This is a genomic window from Aquibium pacificum, from assembly GCF_040839445.1.
Taxonomy (GTDB): domain Bacteria; phylum Pseudomonadota; class Alphaproteobacteria; order Rhizobiales; family Rhizobiaceae; genus Aquibium; species Aquibium pacificus.
On the sequence record NZ_JBDPGJ010000005.1, the window covers coordinates 475,124 to 494,786 of the forward strand.

A 19,663-nucleotide genomic window follows, 5' to 3' on the forward strand; every position below is an offset into this window, starting at 1 on the left:
CAATGGTCGCGACGAGTTCGCTTGGAAACGAGTAGATGGCAGCCTCTAAGACTTCAAAAGGTGCAAAAGCCCGCAAGACGAAGAAGGCACCGCGGCGGACTGCGGTGCTGATTCTTGGCATGCATCGCTCCGGGACCTCGGCGCTTGCGCGCGTGGTCAACCTGCTCGGCTGCGATCTTCCCCAGACGATCATGGCCGGGAACCCGTACAACGAGGCCGGGCATTGGGAATCGGAGCCCATCCGGCAGTTGAACGATCGGATACTCAAGTCCGCGGGTTCCGGCTGGGACGACTGGCTGGAGCTCAATCCCGGCTGGTTTTCGTCGGCAAAGGCAGAGGAATTCCGGGAAGAGGCCGTCGCGACGCTGAACGCGGAGTACGGCACCTCGCGCCTGTTCGTGATGAAGGATCCGCGCATCAGCCGGCTGCTGCCGTTCTGGCTCGACGTGCTGGAGGCATCGAAGGTGGCGCCGGCGGCTATCCTGCCGCTTCGCAACCCTATCGAAGTGGCCGCATCGCTGCAGAGGCGGGACGGCCTCGAGACCGAACTCAGCCAGCTGCTTTGGCTCCGCCACGTGCTCGATGCCGAAGCAGCTTCCCGCGACATTCCTCGGTTGTTCTCAACGTACGATCAGTTGATGAAGAACTGGTCGCGTGTTGCCAAGGATGCCCAGAAAGCTCTCGGCATCGCATGGCCCCGGTTTTCCAATCGCACCGCAGAGGATGTCGAAGCCTTCCTCTCGGCAAGCTACCGGCACCACACGGAAGCACCGGAAACCGTCACGGAGAACCCCAATCTGTCAGAGTGGCTTCGCGATACCTACTCCATTCTCCTGGACTGGTCGCGAACGGAAGAGCGGCCCGGGGACCGACCTGCGCTGGACGACATCCGCGCGAACTTCAATGCGGCTTCGCCGGCCTTCGCGCGTCTCATCGAAACCGGCCGGACGGCGCGAACCAGGGTGGTGAGGCTCGAAAAGACCGTATCGGAAAACGCCGGCAAGCTCGCGGCGGCACAGGACAAGGTTTCGGAGCTGCATGGCGAGGCCACGCGCAGAGCGGAGGCCTTGAAGGAAGCCCAGGCGAAGCTGCGCGCGACCGAGGCGGCTTCGGCCGCCGCCGAGCAGAAAGCCAGGAAGCTCGAGCAGGAACTCGCTCTCTCTGGCGAGCACATCGAGCAGAGCAGGAACAAGATCAGCGAACTGGTGACGGAGATCGCCAGGCGTACCGCCGCTTTGAACGACATCCGGGAGCGGGCGGGTGCGGCCGAGGAGACTTTGGCGGCCGCCGAACAAAGAGCAGCGCAGCTCGAGGAGGATCTCGCCGTCTCGCGCGGTCGGATGGCAGAGGAACAGACAAAGCTGGCCGAACTGGCGGCGGAGACCGCCAGACGAACCACAGCGCTGAATGCGGTGCGGGAAAGGGCGAGCACTGCCGAAGCGGCCTCGGCGGCGATCGCGCAGAAGGCGAAGCAACTGGAGGGCGACCTCTCCGCTTCGCAGGAACGTGTCGAAGAGGCGGAAACCAAGCTCGGCGAACTGGCCGCCGAGATCGCCCGACGCACCGCCGCCCTCAATGACGTGCAGGAAAGGGCGAACGCGGCCGCGCAGAAATCCGAGCAGTTGGAAGAGGAACTCGCTGCCTCGCGCCGGCGGATCGAAGAGGGCGATACCAAACTTGCCGATCTGCAGGCGGAGATCGCCAGGCGCACTGCCGCGCTGAATGACTTTCGTGAGCGGATGTCCGTCGCGGAGCAGGAGCTGTCTTCTCTTAGGCAGCAAGCCGGCGTGCGTGAAAGGCAGTTGTCGGGCCTCCAATCTGAACTGGAGAAGCGAAGCGCGCAAGCCGCGACGACTGCTGTGGCGCGCGCGGAGGCGGAGGCGAAGCTCGCTGCAAGCGAAGCAGCCGCAGCCGAGGACCGCACGCAGGCGGCACAACGATTGGCCGAGTTGTCGGCTGAGCTCGACACGGAGATCGCTCAAAGGGAAGCGGCCGAGCGCGAGGCGCAGACACTTCGCGACAAGCTCTCCGAAACCAGCAGCGCGCTGGCCCAGCGTCGGCTCGAGGTGGAACAGACGGCGGCCGAACTGACCAGCGCGTGCGACGCGCTACAGCAGACATCGAAGCTCCTGGAAGAAGCGACCAGGCGAACCGCCGACGCCGAGGCGCTCCTTGAAAAGACGCGCACAGAATCGCAGCAACTCCTCGGCGAACGAACGCGCGAAATCTCCTCGCTGCGGGATGATCTGGGCAAGGCAAGACACGCGCGGATCGAGACCGAAAAGACCGCAGCGGGGCTGAAAGAGCAGGTGTCGCTCCTGCTCTCCGACATGAAGGACCTGCGCGCGAAGAATGCTGCTCAGGAAGCCGCCCGCAAGGACGCGGAAAGCGGGAAAGCCGACGCGCTGTCCGAGGTGGAATCGGTGAGGCAGGCTCTCGCCGAGACGCAGGCAGCGTCCGCCAGGCAGACCGATCTGCTCGAGGAACACCTGCAACTCCTGAGGAGCGAGTTGTCAGACGCGAATGCGGATACCGAGAGGCTGCGCTCGCAGGCCGCGGAGGAGGCGCGGAAACACAAGCTGGAACTGGAAAAGGCTAGGAACGATTTCCAGGCCCAACTCGCGGGCCAGAGAGAGGAGGCCGAGCGTCAACTGATGCTGCAACAGCAGGAGCTCGACCGAGTTCGTCGTGCGGGAATGGAGGAGAGGGGACGCATCATCGGATATGTATTGGGCAATCGCATGTGGCGACTGTTGCCGCGCGGCCTTCGCTTGCGCGGCCAGATGGCGCTTCTCCGCCGCGCCCGCATCGTGGATCCCGACTGGTATCTAAGCCGCAACGAAGACGTCGCGAAGGCCGGGGTCGATCCGCTGCGGCACTACATAGAATTCGGCGTACGCGAAGGGCGTGAACCGAACAGTTCGCTTCGATAGTTTTCTGAAGAAGAAGTAGGCCTCACCTCATGCAAAGTACGATACGATCGTCGGACGAAGCGATTGCAGAAGGGGCGGCCGACCGGGTGCAGGACCCCGCGGAAAAGCTGCGCGACACGCTCGCATACAAGATATCCGAGGCATTGCTGGATCGCGATTTCTATTTTTCCGTCTACGGCGATCTCTCGGCCGACAGCGTGGATCCGGTCCTCCATTTCATGACCCATGGCTGGAAGGAAGGGAGAGATCCCTCGCCTGCATTCAGCACGCGCGAGTATATGCGCGATCACGATCTGGACGGTTCGAAGGACAACCCGCTCGTTCACTACGGTTTGCGGCGATTGCGCGAGCTGAATGGCGCCTTCGGGGAGCGTCACGGCTATCTCGAATACAAGCTCACCGAGATGCAGTTCGACAGGGAATACTACCTGCGAAACAATCCCGATCTGCTGGAATCGGAGATCGATCCCGTATCCCACTACATGCGCATTGGCTGGAGCGAGGGGCGAAACCCGTCGCCATCCTTCAACAGCCGGGACTATGCCGAACGCTACAACCTCGATCGGGACAGTATAAATCCTCTGCTCCACAACGCGCTGCAGATCATCGAGTCCACCGCGCGGAAGGAAACCCTGAGCGACGGCCAGATGATCGAGCTTTCACTCGTCCGCGCGCAGCTGGACGAGACGTTCTACCGCACGCGGTATCAGGACATCGGCTCACGCGAGATCGACCCCGCGGAACATTATTCCTTGTTCGGCTGGCGGGAAGGGCGCGATCCTTCTCCGTTGTTTTCGACGAGCAGATACATCAAAGCCCATGGCCTCGAGGGAAAGGGCATCAATCCGCTCGTTCACCACGGCATAGAGTTGATCCGGAATGCCCTGGGCGGGCTCGATCTCGAACACAAGCTCATCGAAGCGCAGTTCGATCGGGACTTCTATCTCAAGACCTATGCCGACGTGGCCGCGGCAGGTATCGATCCGGTCGTGCATTATCGGTACTATGGCTACAAGGAAGGCCGGAACCCTTCCCCGACCTTCGGCACGTCCTACTACATGCGGGAACATGAACTCGCGGGCAAGGCGATCAATCCGCTTGTTCACCACGGCCTGCGCATCCTCGAAAACACGGGCCGCATCCTTACCAATACTTCGCGAACCGCCTCCCAGCACGTCGAGATCAAGGACGAGGATCCCTCCCGCGCGCTTTACAGGATTCACTCCGAAATCTCATTCAGCAATGATGCACCCAAGCTGTTCAGCTACAGGGAACTGAACACGGACAAGCCGGTCGTCCTGCTGGTCATCTTCTGTCACGATCCCCGGCTGTCGAGAATCCAGCGCACAATCTGCGAGGAGTACCTCAAGCTCGACGTGAATCTCGTGGTCCTGTTGCACCAGCCGATCCGGCTCACCCCGGAAGACTCCGGAGTGCCCGAAGGCGTTCACGCGGTGATCTGTCGCCAGAACGCGGGCTTCGATTTCGGTGGTTGGAGGGACGCACACGCGCTTCTAGGCGCATTCACCGACTACCCGCGCGTCATCCTGACGAACGACAGTCTCATTCCCGTTTCCGCGGGGGTCGGAGCCACGATCGCGGCGCACGCCTCAAGCAAGGCGGACTGGCTGTTTTCCACACACAACCTGGAGGTCAGCCCCCACGGACAGACCTTCCTGATGTCCTACGATCCCGGCCGTTTCGGGCACCTCATCCATGAAGTGTTCGCCATCGACGACCTGAAGACCAAGCAGGACGTCATAGACAAGGTCGAGATTCCGTTGGCGGAGCGCATCTCTTCGCTCGGATTCACGGTCGATTTCCTTCTCAGGGAAGATTGCTACCATCCGAGCAAACGCGACCTCAATCCCACCTTGCACAGCGCACAGCAACTGGTGGAACACGGATTCGCCTTCGTGAAGGCGGAGTACCTGACGAACAAGATCGGAGAGATGGGCAGCTGGCTGGCCGACGCCTTCGAGCCGGAGCGGCTGCGTGACATTCAGGAGCACCTGAACAGGCGTTATCCCAACTGGGATGACGAGGCGAGTATCGGCCTTGGCGTTCCCCAGGGCGTCCCGGCACGCAAGCGGCGCGTGATCCTGATGGGCCATAACGCGGAAGTGGGCGGCGCGCAGCGGCTGCTGCTGGCGCTTGCCAAGACGCTGACCTCGGTCCTCGACTACGAGATCATGATCATCCTGGCGGACGGCGGCGCGAACTTGCGAAAGTACAAGGATATTGCCCCAACCTTCATCGTCGGCGGAAATCCTGCGCTCCTGGAGAACGTCCTGCGCACCGCGCGAATGCTCGGGTTCCATGACTGCATCGCCAATACTGCGGTCGCGCTGCGTTTCCTGGAAAGAGTGCACAGCTATGGCATCAAGACCGTCTGTCTGGTCCACGAAATGGCCGAATCCATCGAGTTCCTGGGCCTCGGCAACGTTGTGCGCGGCGCCCTCCCGGTGCTGGAAAAAGTCGTCTATCCGAGCGAGGAGACCCGCAGAAGCGTCGAGACTGCCTACGGAGCCGCGCGCGGCAACGTGATGGTCCGCCGCCAGGGGCACTTCCGCATCACGCGCGCCGACGGCGCCGCGGTGCAGCCCCGGGTGCAGCCGCCGGAAGAGATCAGGGCGCTGAAGGAGAAGGGAACGAGGATTGTCCTTTGTGTGGGTACTCTCGAAGGACGCAAAGGCTTCGACCGCTTCCACAGGACCGCACTGGCTTATCGCGTGGCACATCCGTCCGCGAATGTCCGGTTCGTGTGGGTCGGTTCGCCCCAGAAGGTCTGCGACGTCCAGGCGGAACTCGACGTGGCCCGGCAGGATGGCTCGGTCCTGCTCATCCCGAACATCGACGAAGATGTCCTGTTCGCCATCTATGAAGTCGCCGACGCGTATTTCTTTGCTTCGCGCAACGATCCCATGCCCTATGCCGTCGTCGACGCCCTCATGGCGGGGCTTCCGGTGGTCGGTTTCCGCGGGGTGGGTGGCTGCGACAGCCTGATCGCCGAGTTTGGAAAGCTGCTTCCCGACGCCGACGATTTGGAAGCACGCCTGGCGGCGCTGGAGCGATACCTGGCCGATCGGGAGCCCGAACAGACGCGCAGCCTGCGAACGGACTACATCGAGCAGAACATGGATTTCGACGACTATGTCGTCGAACTGCTCGCACAGTTCGGGCATTTCAATCCGAAGGTCGATGTCGCGGTGCCGAATTACCGTCACGAACGCTTTCTGCCGGCGCGCATCGATTCCATCGTTTCGCAATCCTACAAGTACATGAATCTCATCCTTCTCGACGACTGCTCGGGCGACGCCAGCATCGAGATCATGAGGAGACATTCGAGAAGTTTTTCGAGATTCACGCGGGAGAAGTTCAACGAGGTCAATTCCGGCAACTCCTACAAGCAGTGGGAACTCGCCCGGACCTTGGCATCCGCCGAACTCCTGTGGATTGCGGAGTCCGACGACGTGTGCTCACGCAGTTTCCTGGCGCACATGGTGAAGGCGTTCCAGGATACGAAGGTCGCACTGGGGTTCTCGCAGACGTGGTTCATCAACCAGGATGGGAAAAAATTCGGCGCCATCCAGGACGACTTCAAACCGCTGCATCCGTACTTGTGGAACAATTCCTACAAGGCTTCGGGTATGGAAGAAATCAGGCGCGTGCTGTCGCAGGCCAACACGCTCATCAACGTCTCGAGCGTCGTCTTCAGAAGGGAAGCTATCCCGGACTTCTCTTCTGTCCTGAGATACAAATTCGCCGGAGACTGGGAGCTTTACCTGAGGATGTGCCGCGAAGGGGATATTTTCTTCGAGCGGGAAGCGACGAATTACTTCCGCCGGTCTTCTGGCGCGCAGACATCCCGGACGGTGTTCAGCGACCTGTTCTACCGGGAGCACAACATGATCATGCGGACGGTGAACGAGATCGCCGGGGCCGAGGCAGCTTCGAAGACTGCCACGACGATACGAAAGCATTGGGCGCATCAGCCAGCGCCGGGCAAGAATCTGAACGAATATCTCTCGGTTGAGTAACTCCCGCATTTCAAGGTCGGGCGTCGATCGACGTCTACAACGTGTCGGCATAGCGCGAGGCGCGTGGATCGGACGCTCGTATTGCGTCATTCGGTTCCGTTGTGAGGGCTGGATAGATTGGAATTTTGTCCTATAGTCAGAGATTGGCGGCGTCGAAGCGGTTCTTCGCTGCGTAAGGTCCGGTAAAATAACAATAAACAGAACAATAATAAGAAACTGAGGATGGGGGGCAATGAGTGTGCGCAAGAAAAAGCTAATATTGCATGTCGGGACCGGAAAGACCGGAACCTCGTTCATCCAGGAAACCCTTGCTGCCAATCCCGCGACGCTGGCGCGCCACGGAATCCTGTATCCCAGCACGGGCCGGCATGAGGTGGCGGCCGGGCATCACAAGTTCCATTCGGCCCTGGCGTCTTCGAAGGAATGGTGGATGCCCGAGGCGTCCTCTCCTGAGTCCGCCCTGGGCGCGATGCTCGCCGAGATCTCGGAGAAGAATCCCGACATCGTGATCATATCGCAGGAAGCGTTGGTTTGGCTTCCGCCGGCGACGGTACACCTCCTCGGGGTGACTTTCGCGGAGTTCGACGTCAAAATCGTCATCGATTTCCGGCGCCAGGATCTCTACGTCGATTCCGCTCTAAATCAGGTGGTGAAGGCCGCCGGCCATAAATACAGTTTCGAACAGCTGTGGAGGTTCGACGGCTCCTGGTTCGTCCCCAATTACTTCGAACTGGTGGACAAGTGGGCGAGAACGTTCGGTCCGGCCTCGATCGTCGTCCGGCCATTCGAACGATCGCAAGTGCTCGGGGCGAACATTCTCGACGATCTCTTCATCAGGGTTCTGGGATACACCGTGCCGATCCGCGGCGTGGATTCGAACATGACCACCAATGATCGCCTCTGTCGGCAGTGCGTCGAGTTCCAGCGGCTGATGAACTGGCTTTTCGCGGAGAATCCGCAGGTTACCCGCGAGTTTTCCGCCGTCCTGAGCACCATAGGATTGCGGCACGGCTGGGACCAGTATTCCATCCTTAGCGACGATGTCCGCAAGCGCATCATCAAGGCGACGCAGCCGCACAACAAGGCCATTTCGGATGCGTTCAATTACGATGTTCTCGGCACGATTGGCCTGAAGGACGGATTGTTCATCGACCCCTTCAAGCCATCCGCCGAAAATCAGTACGAAGGTCTCTCGGACGAGGATGCCGCCGTCATCGTGAGGTATCTGAAGGAGTTGAAACCGGAACTTGTCTCGACCATCGAACAGGCGCCCGGTCTCGCGAACCTGGAGGCGTCCGACCGGCAACGCGTTGAGAGGATCAAGAGCCTGTTCTGATCCATCGGCGCGGCCGCAGGGAACCTCCCGGCGTCCATCGAGCCGGGAGACGGCCGCAGTCCCGCCATTCCTAGTGCACCGGGATAAGCGCGCTCGGCAGGAATAGGGTCAGCGGCGGCAACAGCGCCACCAGCGCCAGCACCACGATGCAGATCCACACCAGGGGAATGGCCTCGCGGATCACGCGGGTCAAGGGCTCGCCGGAAGCCGCCGAGACGATGAAGAGCTGGATGCCCACCGGCGGCGTCGCCATGCCGATCACCACGTTCAGCACCACCATCGTGCCGAAGTGCACGGGATCCATGCCGAGAAGCAGGCCTATCTTCAGGAGGATCGGCATGGCCAGGATCAGGATCGAGATCGGGTCGATGAACATGCCGAGCAGCAGCAGGAACAGGTTCAGGAAGAGCAGGATCAGCAGGCGGTTGTCCGTGACCGAGAGGATCAGGTCGGTGATCCGGGCTGGCACCTGCTCGAGCGTGAACACGAAGGCGACTATGCTCGCCATCGAGGTGATGAACAGGATGGACGAGGTGACGATCGCCGTCACCACCAGCGCCTCCCATATTCGCGCGGGCGAGAGCTGGCGGTAGGCCATGCCGACGATCAGGGCGTAGACCACCGCCACCGCGGCCGCCTCCGTCGGGGTGAAGACGCCGGTCTTGATGCCGACGAGGATGATGAGCGGCAGCAGCAGCGCCGGCATGACGCTTATGAACGCGCTGCGACGCTGCGCCATCGGTAGCCGCTCGGAGACGGGAAAGCCGTCGCGGCGCGCGCGCCAGCCGGCATAGATCAGAAACAGCACGACGAGCAGGACGCCCGGCACGACGCCGGCAAGGAACAGCTGCCCGATCGAGGTTCCCGACAGCACGCCGTAGATGATCATGGTGATCGAGGGCGGGATGATCGGCCCCACGATGGTGCAGACCCCGACGAGGGCGGCGGCGTAAGGCCCCGGTATTCCCTGCTTCTTCATGGTCGGGATCAGGATCGAGCCGAGTGCCGCCGCTTCCGCATTGGCACTGCCGGAGATGCCGGCGAAGAAGCCGGCCGAAAGCACCGTGACGGAAGACATGCCGCCGCGGCGGTGTCCGACGGTCGCGCGGGCGAAGTTGACGATCCTGTCGGTGATCCCGCCCGCGTTCATCAGCGTGCCGGCGAGCAGGAAGAGCGGAATGGTGAGGAGCACGAACTGGTTGACGCCGGCCATCATGCGTTGCGGCAACTGCAACAGCATCATGTCGTTGCCCGAGAGCCACAGGAACGCGACGCCGGCGATGCCCAGTGCCAGAGCGATGGGAACCCCGGTGACGAGAAAGAGGGCGAAGACGCCGAGGAACGCGCCCATCAGTTGACCCCGACCTTGCCGCCGCGAGGCAGACGGGCCTCGTCCTGGCGCAGGCGCAGCCAGGATTCCGCGACATCCGCGATGACGTGCAGCCCCAGCAGCGCCGAACCCGCAGACACCGAGACGTAGACCCATCGGACCGAGACGTTCAGGTTGTGGCCGGCGAGCGACGTCCAGATGAAATCCAGCGCCGGGATCGTCTGGCGTTGCACGGCTGCGGCATAGCGCCAGCCGTAGATCATGATCAGCACTAGGAACAGAAGGATCGGAACTGCCATCACGGCCTTCAGCACGAGCCGCGCCCGGGGCGTCAGCATCAGCGGAACGAGGTCGACCGCGACGAACTCGCCGCGCCGGTAGGCCACGCCGAGCAACAGGAATGTCTGCCAGATCAGGACGTAGCGGCAGAGTTCCTCGGCCCAGATGAGCGAGGCCGAGAAGACGTAACGTGCAACGACCTGTGCCACCATCACGACGAGGATCAGCACCATCGTGATGCCGGCAAAACCTTCGATCAGGCGAAGGTAGAGTGCGAAGGGCCAGCTGCCGGGCGGGCGCCCCGGCACGTTTTCGACTGAGTCGGCGTGCATCGGGGCGTCCGTATCCCTCAGGCCTGGGCGGCTTTGACGAAGTCGGCGATCAGCGGCGACTTCCCGCCCCAGGTGTCGACGATCGGCGCCACCTTGGCCTTCAACTCGTCCAGTCCTTCCAGTTCGAAGATCTGGACGCCGTTCTTCATCATCTCGCCCCGGCCGTCCTCGTCCTGCTTGGCCGTATAGTCCAGCGTAGGCTTGACCGAATCCTTGCCGGCCTGCCGGACGGCGTCCTGCAGTTCCTTCGGCAGCCCCTCGAAGAATGCGACGTTGGCCGAGATCGTGTTGTGCCAAGGGTAGTGGCCGGTGAGCGTGAAGTTCTTCGCCACCTCCCACAGCTTTTCGCCCAGCATCGACGAGACGTTGATCTCGACCGCGTCGATGGTGCCGGTCTCAAGCGCGCCATACACCTCGCCGTAGGGCAGCCCGATGGGGTTCACCCCGACGGTCTCCCAGATGACCTTGTGGAGTTCGAGCGGGACGATACGCGTCTTCAGGCCCTGGAAATCGGCGAGCTTGCGCACCGGCTCCTTGATCGTGGCGAAGTTGCGCCGGCCGATGTCGGTCGTCTGGAGACCGACGAGGCCGCCGGCCGTCAGGCTTTCGTGGATCGCGTCCGCTTCGGGGCTCAGTGCCATCTGAACGAAGTGATCGTAGCTTTTGATCAGGAACGGCAGCTGGTAGCTGTCCAGCGTCTTCGTTCCCGTCACCAGCGATGTGATCGCGCCCGAACAGCCGCAGAACTCGAGGGTGCCGGCAACACAGCTCTCGCCGTTCTGCTGGTCGTCGCCCAGCTGCCGGTTGGGAAAGATCGTCAGGTCGAAAGCGCCCGGCGCCAGCGCGTCGAGCGATTTCTTGAATTCCACCGCTGCGATATGGCCCGGATGGATCTCGTTCGCGGCGTGGGCAAGCCGCACCTTCATCGGCTCGGCCCGGGCTACCCAGGGCATCGCCACAGTCATGGCCGCTGCTGCGGCGCCGGTCTGCATCAAGGTACGTCTGGTGATCATTGCATCCTCCCGTTCAAGATCACGTCGACAGTGGCGCCACCCCGGCGGTCACTGAAGATTCAAAAGCCTGGCTGCGTTGTCTCCGATCATCGTGTGGATGTCCTTCGGCGACACCTGCAGGTCCAGCAGCATCGCGACGATCTGCCGGAAGCCCTCCAGCGGCCGCGGCGATCCGCGCAGGCCGAGGTCGGAGGACAGGACCGTACGCTCGGGGCCTGCCACCTGGATGTAGTGGGATAGTTCGTCAGGCCCGAAGATCTTGCCGCCGCCTTCGACGAACATGCTGATCGAGTGTTCCAGGTAAGCGCCGAGTTCGACCAGCGCCTTCATATCCTCGTCCGTACAGCCGACGATGTATGTCGGGTGGTTGACCAGCATCTTCTTCACGCCGCGCTTGCCGGCTTCCTCGAAGACCATGATCAGCTCCGAAGCCGGCAGATGCCCGCCCGCCAGGATGATGTCGCCCTCCGCGATCAGGTCCAGGACCTCCTTCGTCGCGTCGCTCAGCCTGCCGTTCGCGTCGAGCGCCGAAAGCGGGTCGGGCGGCAGCATCTTCTTCGCCGTTTTCGGGAAGATCTTGCCGTGGCCCTCTGCCTGGTCGATGTGGTTCTTCGCCGACAGCGTCGGCAGCCAGACGATCTTGGCGCCGATGTTCACCGCGTGGTTGACCGCGTGCGGGTTGATGCCGCCGCTGGCGTTGTTGAGCGCGAGGCCCGAATAGAGCTTGACGTCGGTTGGCACCAGCTTCTCCAGGATCACGCAGTGCGAAACCCCGAGATAGAAGTGGTCCTTGTAGAGGAGCGCGCGAAAGCCCGCTTCGGCGGCGTCGAGCAGTGCCTCGTGATGGTCCAGAATGCGCGGCATGGCCGCCGGTCCGCTGTGGCAGTGCAGGTCGATGGCGCCCTTCAGAAGTTCGGCGACTTCCGCTTCGCGCCCGTTGTTTCCTGTCGTCGACATAGGCGCTTCCTCAATTCGCCGGCATCGGATAGTCGTCGGCGTTCAGGACCCAGCCGCGCTTTTCCGAAAAGTCGAAACGCGGCGGGCAGAAGATGTCGACGAGCTGGTTGAATCCCGCGTCCATGGCGCGGGTGGTGTGGATCACCGGCGGCGGAATGACGTAGGACGACGGCGACTGGACATGGTCGGCGCGGTCGGCGCGCCAGTCGTCCATGTCGATCGTCCAGGGCCAGCGCAGATGGTGGGTGAAGGATCCCGTGACCGCCAGCGAGCACTGCTCGAAGTCGTCATGATGGTGCGGCGACAGCTTGTGTACGTCGCGCGGGCCTTGCTGTGGGTCGAGATAGTTCACCATGAAGGTCGTGCAGCGGAAGATGCGCCCGAAGCGCCCCGCCTCCTTCGGCACATCGAGCGAATAGTGGCGCACCGCCCATCCCTTCGGCGGAACCGGCCAGGGCTGGAACGACGGTATATGCGTGCGCGGCTGGTCGTAGGCGTTATGGTTGGGGCAGAGCGCGACCAGATCGGCGGACTTCACAGTGAACAGCCGGCAGAGCGGCCCGTCCGACTGCGTCTCGACGAGGCTGTCGCCCGGGGGCACGAATGCGATCGAGAAACCCGGGACCTCGGTCGTCATGCCGTTCCAGGTGATCCGGGCTCCCTTCCCCTTCTCGGGTAGCAGCACGACGTATTCATCCGGCTGGCTTGAGCGCTCGAACCGGCCGCCGGCCTTGGCGTCGCTCCACGACAGGACGAAGTTGCAGCCGCGGTGATACCAGGTGCGGCCGGACGCATCGTCGCTTGCGGGTTCGCTCTCGTAGAAGAGCCCGAGCTGAGGTTCGGCGATGAGGCCGGTCGGCGCGGGACCCGAGGGGCTGGCCGAGGCGAGGGCGGAACGGGGGTCGTTCTTGTCATACATGTTCAAACACTCTGCTTTTCGGAAAGCGCGGCGGCGTAGCTTTGGAAGACCGCCTTGGCGCCCTGGCGCATGAAGCCTTGGTCGGAAGCCATGATGAAGCCGGTGGCGCCCTTGGCCGACAGCTCGGCTGCATCCTCGGGCGTTCCGGACATCACGAAGACGCGGCGTCCCGCCTTCCGCGCCGCCGCGGTTATCGCATCGACCGCGCCGCGTACCTCGGAGGCGGCCTGCGATTGCGCGCCGTAGGCCACCGTCAGGTCACCGCGCCCTATGAAGAAGGCGTCGATGCCGTCCACGGCGGCGATCGCGTCGATGCAGTCGATCGCCCGCGGGTCCTCGATCATCGCGACGACCGCGACGCCAGCGTCCTGCTCCGCGATGTGCTCGGCCATCCCGGTGGCGCCGAAGCCGCCCGCGCGGGTGGTGTTGGAGAAACCGCGAGCGCCGCCGCGGTAGCGCGCCATCGCAACGACCTGCCGCGCACGCTCAGGGCTGTCCACATGCGGCACGAGCACGCCCGCCGCGCCGCAATCCAGGACTCGCAGGATCTGCCCCGTATCGGCGACGCGGACCACCCCGGCGATGCCGGTTGCCCGGCAGGCGGCGAGGATCCGGTCCGTGGTCTCGGGATTGAACGGGGCATGCTCCTCATCGATCACGACGAAGGCATATCCCTCCTGGGCCAGGATTTCGGCGGCATGGGACGTGGGTGTCTTGAGGAATGTTCCAAACATCCGCTCACCCGAAACGACCCTTTGCCGGAATGGTCCGGTTGCCGAAACTCCTTGCACCAAATTCCTCCCTTGTTACGGTAGGCGTAACAGTGTTATTATCTGCGTGACAGGTTGCCACAGCCGCGTTAAATGTCAAGCGCGACTGGCGACGAGGCGACGATTGCGCGAGGAGACCGAAAAATGCCGCGCACGACCGGCGAAATCGCTCCTGAGGGTGGAGTCCAGAGCGTGGTGCTGGCTTTGAGGGTGCTCGAGACCCTGGCGCGCGCCGCCGAGCCGGTCGGCGTCACCGACCTTGCCGAGGCGCTCGGCACGACCAAGACCCGCATCCACCGCCACGTGCGGACACTGGTCCAGCAGGGCTATGTCACGCAGTCGCCGCAGACCGGGAGATACCTCGTCGGCATGCGCCTGGTGACGCTCGGTCGGCAGGTATCGGAAAGCATGGATTTCTCCGCCACCGCGTTGCCTTATCTGCGCGATCTGCGCGAGCGGCTCGGTCAGACCTGTGTTCTCAGTCAACTGGAGCACGACGGGGCGCGCATCATGCAGACATTGTCTGGCCGCTCGGCGATCGAAATCGGCGTCAAGCCCGGATCGATCCTGCCGTTCCACAACTCGGCGCAGGGCAAGCTGATGCTGGCCCATGTCGATCCCGGTTTCCGCGACCGCGTCCTCGCCGAGCCGATGCCGGCGAGCACCCCCCACACCATCTCCGATCCGGCCGTTCTTTCGGCTGAAATCGACATGATCCGCGAGCGGGGCTGGGCCGTGGCCGCGAACGAATCCGCCATGGGCCTGAACGCGCTGGCCGCTCCGATCTTCGACGAGAGCGGAGCGATCGCCGGCACCCTTGCGATCGTAGATCTCGTCCAGTTCCTTCCCGCGGAGCCTGCACCGGAACAGCTTTCGGCGGTCGTCGGCGCGGCTACCGCGGTTTCGGCGGCGCTCGGCCATCGTGCCGGAGCGACGGGCGGCGACAAGGTTTCCTGAGGGGGAGAGGGTAACATGACCATGTTCGACCTGAGCGGCAAGGTGGCCATCGTGACGGGCGGCGGCACCGGTATCGGATGGGGCATCGCCGAGGCGCTTTCGGCCGCCGGCGCGGCCGTGGTGATCTCCTCGCGCCGTCCCGAGGTCTGCGACGAGGCGGCGGCCGGCATCGTATCGAAGGGCGGAACCGCCGCCGGCATACCGACCGACCTTCGCTCGCCGGAAGCCTGCAAGGCGCTGGTCTCCGACACGGTGGCGCGCTTCGGTCGGGTCGACATCCTCGTCAACAACGCGGGCACCAATTACCGCAAGCAGCCGCAGGAATTTACGCTGGAGGACTGGACCGACGTCATCGACACGAACCTGCGCGCCGCTTTCCTGCTGAGCCAGGCGGTCTATCCGCACTATCTGACGCAGGGCGGCGGAAAGATCATCATGGTGTCCTCGATCGCGGCGAACCTGGCGGCGGCATCCCAGGTCGCCTATTCGCCGTCGAAGGCCGGCCTGGTCCAGCTCGCACGCGCGCTCGCCGTCGCCTGGGGTAAAGACAACATCCAGGCGAACTCGATCCTCCCCGGCTGGATCGACACGCCGTTGTCGAAGCGTTTCCGCGCCTCGTTTCCCGAGGCAGAGGCGGCCGTGATCGGCCGCACGCCCGCCGCCCGCTGGGGCGACCCGCGGGACTTCGCAGGACCCGCGGTGTTCCTGGCCTCGTCGGCCTCGGATTTCGTCAACGGCGCGGCGCTGCCGGTTGACGGCGGCTATTCCGTGCGGGCGTAGCGTTTCGTCTCGTCGACGGGGAGGGCGGTCGCCCAAAATCGACCGGGCGGGTCGAGCCCGCCCGGTCCGGATGACTACTCGTAGGTCGGAAGGTCGGCAGCCTTCAGCGCAGTGCGGCGTTCCTCGAGCCAGCGCTCGGTCTTCTCGCCTTCCGGCGCGTCCGCAACCTTTTCCCAGGCCTGCGTCAGGAGTTCCTGGCGTTTCACCAGCGCGTCGTTGTGAGCCTGCGCCTCGTCGGTCCAGAGACCCTTCTCCTTCCAGAACCGGATCGCGCCCTCGTGATAAGGCACCACCCACTGGAAGTCCTGCCGGTCTTCCGACCAGCCGACCATGGCCGCTTCGATCTTGACGTAGTTGTCGAACTGCTCGTTGACGGCCTTGGTGAGGTTGTAGACGAGGTCGGGGTCCTGGTCCGGATAGGTCAGGAGAACCGGAAACGGAAAGCCTGCGCATTCCAGCGGGTTTTCCTTGGAGATGTTCGGCCCGAGCGTGGCTTTGCGCGGCGAGAACTGCGGCTTCACGGCCTGGAGACGCTTCCAGCCCTCTTCATTGGACGCCGGCAAGGGGAGCCATTTCAGGCCGGCGGGGGAAGCCGCCGCCTGCTGGGCGAGACCTCCGGTCGTGAGCGTCGTGATGGCGTCGACCTGATCGTTGATCAGGGCTTCCCACGACGCGCCGAAGCTCGCGACCTCGACCTTCTCGACATCGTCCCAGCTCAGGCCGCCGAAGGAAAGGAAGCCGGCGACGTTGCTCTGGAGCGCGGGCGCTCCGACCACGAAGGCGATCCGCTTGCCCTTCACGTCGTCGATGGTCTCGATGCCCGCGTCACCCCGCAGCGCGAGCGTGAAGCAATTGTCGGAATTCGATCCGACGAGCATGCGCAAGGGCTGCGGTCCGATCTCCGGGGCCGAAAACGCTTCGGTGCCTTCCACGGCGTTGAAGGATTCCGAGCCGACCACGCCGAACTGGACGCGGCCCTGCTGGAGCGGGATGAGGCGGGCGACGTCCGAGGTCGCCGGCAAGACGCGCAGCGACGTGCCGTAGGCGTTCCCGAGTGCCGTGCCGAGCGCCACGGCCTGGTTGTAGGACGCCGCACCGACGTCATAGGACGTGACGGCCAGCGTATCGGGCAGTTCGACGTCCTGTGCCTGGAGTGCCGTCGGCGCCGTGGTGGCGAACAGCAGGAGGGCGGCAGCGCCGCCAAATCGTCTCGTCATGCTCAACATGGTTTCCTCCGCGATTGATTCATTGCGCCGCCTGGAGCGGGGCTGCGTCCTGACTACCGGGTGAGCCCGCATCAAACAAACCCGCTCGCCCGGCATTCCGTGCTGCGAAACGGCGCTCAGGCGGCTGGGTAGCCGAGGATGGCCTTCACCTCGAGATATTCCTCGAAGCCGAAGATGCCGAATTCGCGTCCGTTGCCGGACTGCTTGTAGCCGCCGAAGGGGAGGCTGCGGTCGAAACCGGCGCCGTTGAGATAGACCCGGCCCGCGCGGATGCGGTTGGCAACCCGCCGTGCCCGGTCGGGGTCCTTCGACTGGACGAATCCGGCCAGCCCGAACGGCGTCGCGTTGGCGATCTCGATCGCTTCGTCCTCGCTGTCGTAGCTGATCATCGAGAGCACCGGCCCGAAGATCTCCTCGCGCGCGATCCTCATGTCGGGCGTCACGTCGGCGAAGACGGTCGGGCGGACATAGTAGCCGCGGTTGAATTCGCTGGGGCGTCCCGGCCCGCCGGCCACCAGCGTGGCACCTTCCTCGATGCCGGACGCGATCAGCGCCTGCACTTTGTCGAACTGCGACTGGCTGACGAGCGGTCCCATGGTCGTTGCAGGATCCGTCGGATCGCCAAGCCGGATGGTGCCGATCGCGCCGCGCGCGGCTTCCACCGCCGCGTCCCGCTGCGAGCGGTGAACGAGCATGCGCGTCGGAGACTGGCAGTTCTGCCCGCCATTGGTGTTGCAGGCGTGGACGCCCGCCACCACCGCCTTCGCCAGATCGGCGTCCGGCAGGATGATGTTGGCCGATTTGCCACCGAGTTCCTGCGCCACCCGCTTCACCGTGTCGGCGGCGAGCTTGGCCACGCGGATGCCGGCGCCAGTCGAGCCCGTGAAGGAAACCATGTCGATCTCCGGGTGGCTGGCGATCGCCTCGCCCACGGTCGGGCCGTCGCCGTTCACGAGGTTGAAGACACCCGCCGGTACGCCGGCCTCGTGGATGATCTCGGCCAGCGCCCTGGCGCTCAGCGGCGCGATTTCGCTCGGCTTGAGGATGATCGTGCAGCCGGTGGCCAGCGCCGGCGCGACCTTCGACGCCACCTGGTTGAGCGGCCAGTTCCACGGCGTGATGAGGCCGCAGACCCCGATCGGTTCGCGCCGGACGATGCCGACGCCCTCCGGCCGCTCGAATTCGTAGCGGGCAAGCACGCGCACCGCTTCCTCGAAGTGAAACAGCGCCACCGTCGCCTGCCGCTCGGTGGAGAAGGTGATCGGCGCGCCCATTTCCATCGTCATCAGGCGTGCGAGTTCCGGCAGCCTGGCGCGAAAACCTTCGACGATGCGCCCGAGGATTGCCAGGCGCTCTTCCCGCGACGTTTCGCTCCACGACGCGAAGGCCCGGCGGGCGGCGCGGGCGGCGCGATCGACGTCGGCGGCGGTACCGAGGCTGACGCGCCCGATCTCTTCCTCAGTCGCGGGATTGATGATTGGCAGGCGGCGCGGCTCGTCTGGAGCCGTCCAGCGGCCATCGATATAGAATTCGTGTACGTCGTGCATGCAGCCTCCCTGTGACCGGTTGGAGGAACCGCCACCGGGCAGGTGGGCCTCCGTTTCGGGCGATCCTATCGGCGGCGCCTGCGGCCGCAACACCGTCTCGCGAGCGTTTCGCCAGACGGACGCAAAGGCCCGGGTTTCTAGTCGTCCGCAATCCGTCTCGCCGGCGATGCGAATTCGGCCGCCAATCGTTCCAGATCGTCGGCTAGGGTCTTTGGCACGACGACCTTGCCGAGGGACTGACGTTCCGCCCGCAGCTTTCGCTCTCCGGGCAGCGCCCCTTCTCCGGCCGTCGCGACGATCGAGGCCGCCAGTTCGGCGACGCGTTCGGGATAGGCTTGGGACAGGCCGAAATGCGCCGGATCGATGGTCAGGAAGAGCCAGGAACAATCGGACGGCGCGGATGGATCGCCATACATCGACGTGATTTCGCCGAGCGCCGATCCGCCCGACAGAGCGCAGAGGAAATCCACCATCAGCGCAAGTCCGTAGCCTTTGGCGCCGGCGGCAGGCAGGAGCACGCCGGCAAGTCCCGCGGCCGCATCGGTCGTCGGCTGGCCGCCCGCATCGAGCGCCCAGTCCGGCGGGATTGCCTCGCCGCGCTGTGCCGCGAGGCGGATCCTGCCCATGGCAACCGCGCTCATGGCCATGTCGAGGACGATCGGCGCGCGCCCGGCGACGGGGATCGCGATCGCCAGCGGATTGTTGCCGACGATGGCGCTCGTCCCGCCGGGAGCGGCCAGCATCGGTCGGGTATTGCACATGACGATGCCGATCATCCCGGCCTCGGCCGCGGCGCGCGCGTGGCGCCCTGCCACGCCGAAATGTGTGGCGGTTCGGACCGCGACCGCTGCCAGCCCATGCGTCCGGGCGGTCTCGACCGCGCGGTCCATCGCCCCCTTCGCGACGGCATGGCCGAGCGCGAGGCCGGCATCGTAGACCCTCACGGCCGCGCTCGAATGGACCAGCCTGAGCGCGCCCTTGCCGTCGATCGTGCCGGCCCGCAGCCGGCGCAGATAGGTCGGAGCCTGCAGCATCCCGTGCGAGCCGACGCCTTGCAGGTCGGCTTCGACCAGTCCGTCGGCGACGAGCAGGGCGGAAGCTTCGTCCACTCCGGCTGCCGCGAAGAGGTCAGCGAGAAACGCTCTTGCCCGGCCGGCATCGACCGTGATCCTGTCGTGACCGTCTGCTGCCGCCATGATGTTCCTCCGTTGCGTGCAAGCCGTGTCGCAAAGCGCGGGAGCAGT

14 protein-coding genes are annotated in these 19,663 nt (G+C 64.1%); 5 read left to right on the forward strand and 9 right to left on the reverse strand.

Annotation, left to right across the window (positions count from 1 at the left end; translation table 11 throughout):
* The first annotated feature begins 35 nt into the window (after positions 1-35).
* From ABGN05_RS22765 to ABGN05_RS22775, 3 genes are all read left to right on the forward strand, one after another.
* A complete protein-coding gene (locus ABGN05_RS22765; RefSeq protein ID WP_367956337.1) occupies positions 36-2,933 on the forward strand; it encodes a hypothetical protein in 2,898 nt (965 codons plus the stop codon).
* A 29-nt stretch (positions 2,934-2,962) separates the two neighbouring features.
* Complete coding sequence (locus tag ABGN05_RS22770) at positions 2,963-6,973, forward strand: glycosyltransferase (protein WP_367956338.1); 4,011 nt, start codon at positions 2,963-2,965, stop codon at positions 6,971-6,973.
* Positions 6,974-7,205: 232 nt separating this feature from the next.
* Positions 7,206-8,309, forward strand: a complete 1,104-nt coding sequence (locus ABGN05_RS22775; RefSeq protein WP_367956339.1) for a hypothetical protein — start codon at positions 7,206-7,208, stop codon at positions 8,307-8,309.
* 70 nt (positions 8,310-8,379) lie between these two features.
* Here the strand turns inward: ABGN05_RS22775 and ABGN05_RS22780 are convergent, their stop codons facing one another.
* The 6 genes from ABGN05_RS22780 to ABGN05_RS22805 are packed head-to-tail and all read right to left on the reverse strand — an operon-like array spanning position 8,380 to position 13,873.
* Positions 8,380-9,660, reverse strand: coding sequence for a TRAP transporter large permease (locus ABGN05_RS22780; RefSeq protein WP_367956340.1), 1,281 nt, complete (start codon positions 9,658-9,660; stop codon positions 8,380-8,382).
* The gene (locus ABGN05_RS22785) at positions 9,660-10,250 is read right to left on the reverse strand and encodes a TRAP transporter small permease (protein WP_367956341.1); all 591 of its coding nucleotides are present in this window, start codon (positions 10,248-10,250) and stop codon (positions 9,660-9,662) included. The genes ABGN05_RS22780 and ABGN05_RS22785 overlap by 1 nt, the downstream gene beginning before the upstream one ends.
* A gap of 17 nt (positions 10,251-10,267) precedes the next feature.
* Positions 10,268-11,263: a TRAP transporter substrate-binding protein gene (locus tag ABGN05_RS22790; RefSeq protein ID WP_367956342.1), complete on the reverse strand. Its 996-nt coding sequence runs from the start codon at positions 11,261-11,263 to the stop codon at positions 10,268-10,270.
* A gap of 48 nt (positions 11,264-11,311) precedes the next feature.
* The gene (locus ABGN05_RS22795) at positions 11,312-12,220 is read right to left on the reverse strand and encodes a DUF6282 family protein (RefSeq protein WP_367956343.1); all 909 of its coding nucleotides are present in this window, start codon (positions 12,218-12,220) and stop codon (positions 11,312-11,314) included.
* Positions 12,221-12,230: 10 nt separating this feature from the next.
* A complete protein-coding gene (locus ABGN05_RS22800) occupies positions 12,231-13,139 on the reverse strand; it encodes a cupin domain-containing protein (protein ID WP_367956344.1) in 909 nt (302 codons plus the stop codon).
* A gap of 2 nt (positions 13,140-13,141) precedes the next feature.
* On the reverse strand, positions 13,142-13,873 hold the full coding sequence (locus tag ABGN05_RS22805; protein ID WP_367956345.1) for an HpcH/HpaI aldolase family protein: 732 nt from the start codon (positions 13,871-13,873) through the stop codon (positions 13,142-13,144).
* Positions 13,874-14,053: 180 nt separating this feature from the next.
* On the opposite strand from ABGN05_RS22805, the gene ABGN05_RS22810 reads away from it, so the two are divergent.
* The gene (locus ABGN05_RS22810; RefSeq protein ID WP_367956346.1) at positions 14,054-14,866 is read left to right on the forward strand and encodes an IclR family transcriptional regulator; all 813 of its coding nucleotides are present in this window, start codon (positions 14,054-14,056) and stop codon (positions 14,864-14,866) included.
* A gap of 15 nt (positions 14,867-14,881) precedes the next feature.
* A complete protein-coding gene (locus tag ABGN05_RS22815) occupies positions 14,882-15,646 on the forward strand; it encodes an SDR family NAD(P)-dependent oxidoreductase (RefSeq protein ID WP_367956347.1) in 765 nt (254 codons plus the stop codon).
* A 74-nt stretch (positions 15,647-15,720) separates the two neighbouring features.
* On the opposite strand, the gene ABGN05_RS22820 is transcribed toward ABGN05_RS22815, so the two are convergent.
* From ABGN05_RS22820 to ABGN05_RS22830, 3 genes are all read right to left on the reverse strand, one after another.
* Complete coding sequence (locus ABGN05_RS22820; protein ID WP_367956348.1) at positions 15,721-16,863, reverse strand: TAXI family TRAP transporter solute-binding subunit; 1,143 nt, start codon at positions 16,861-16,863, stop codon at positions 15,721-15,723.
* Positions 16,864-16,988: 125 nt separating this feature from the next.
* Complete coding sequence (locus ABGN05_RS22825; RefSeq protein WP_367956349.1) at positions 16,989-18,419, reverse strand: aldehyde dehydrogenase family protein; 1,431 nt, start codon at positions 18,417-18,419, stop codon at positions 16,989-16,991.
* Between the two features lie 137 nt (positions 18,420-18,556).
* The gene (locus tag ABGN05_RS22830) at positions 18,557-19,615 is read right to left on the reverse strand and encodes an Ldh family oxidoreductase (protein ID WP_367956350.1); all 1,059 of its coding nucleotides are present in this window, start codon (positions 19,613-19,615) and stop codon (positions 18,557-18,559) included.
* Between the last annotated feature and the right edge of the window lie 48 nt (positions 19,616-19,663).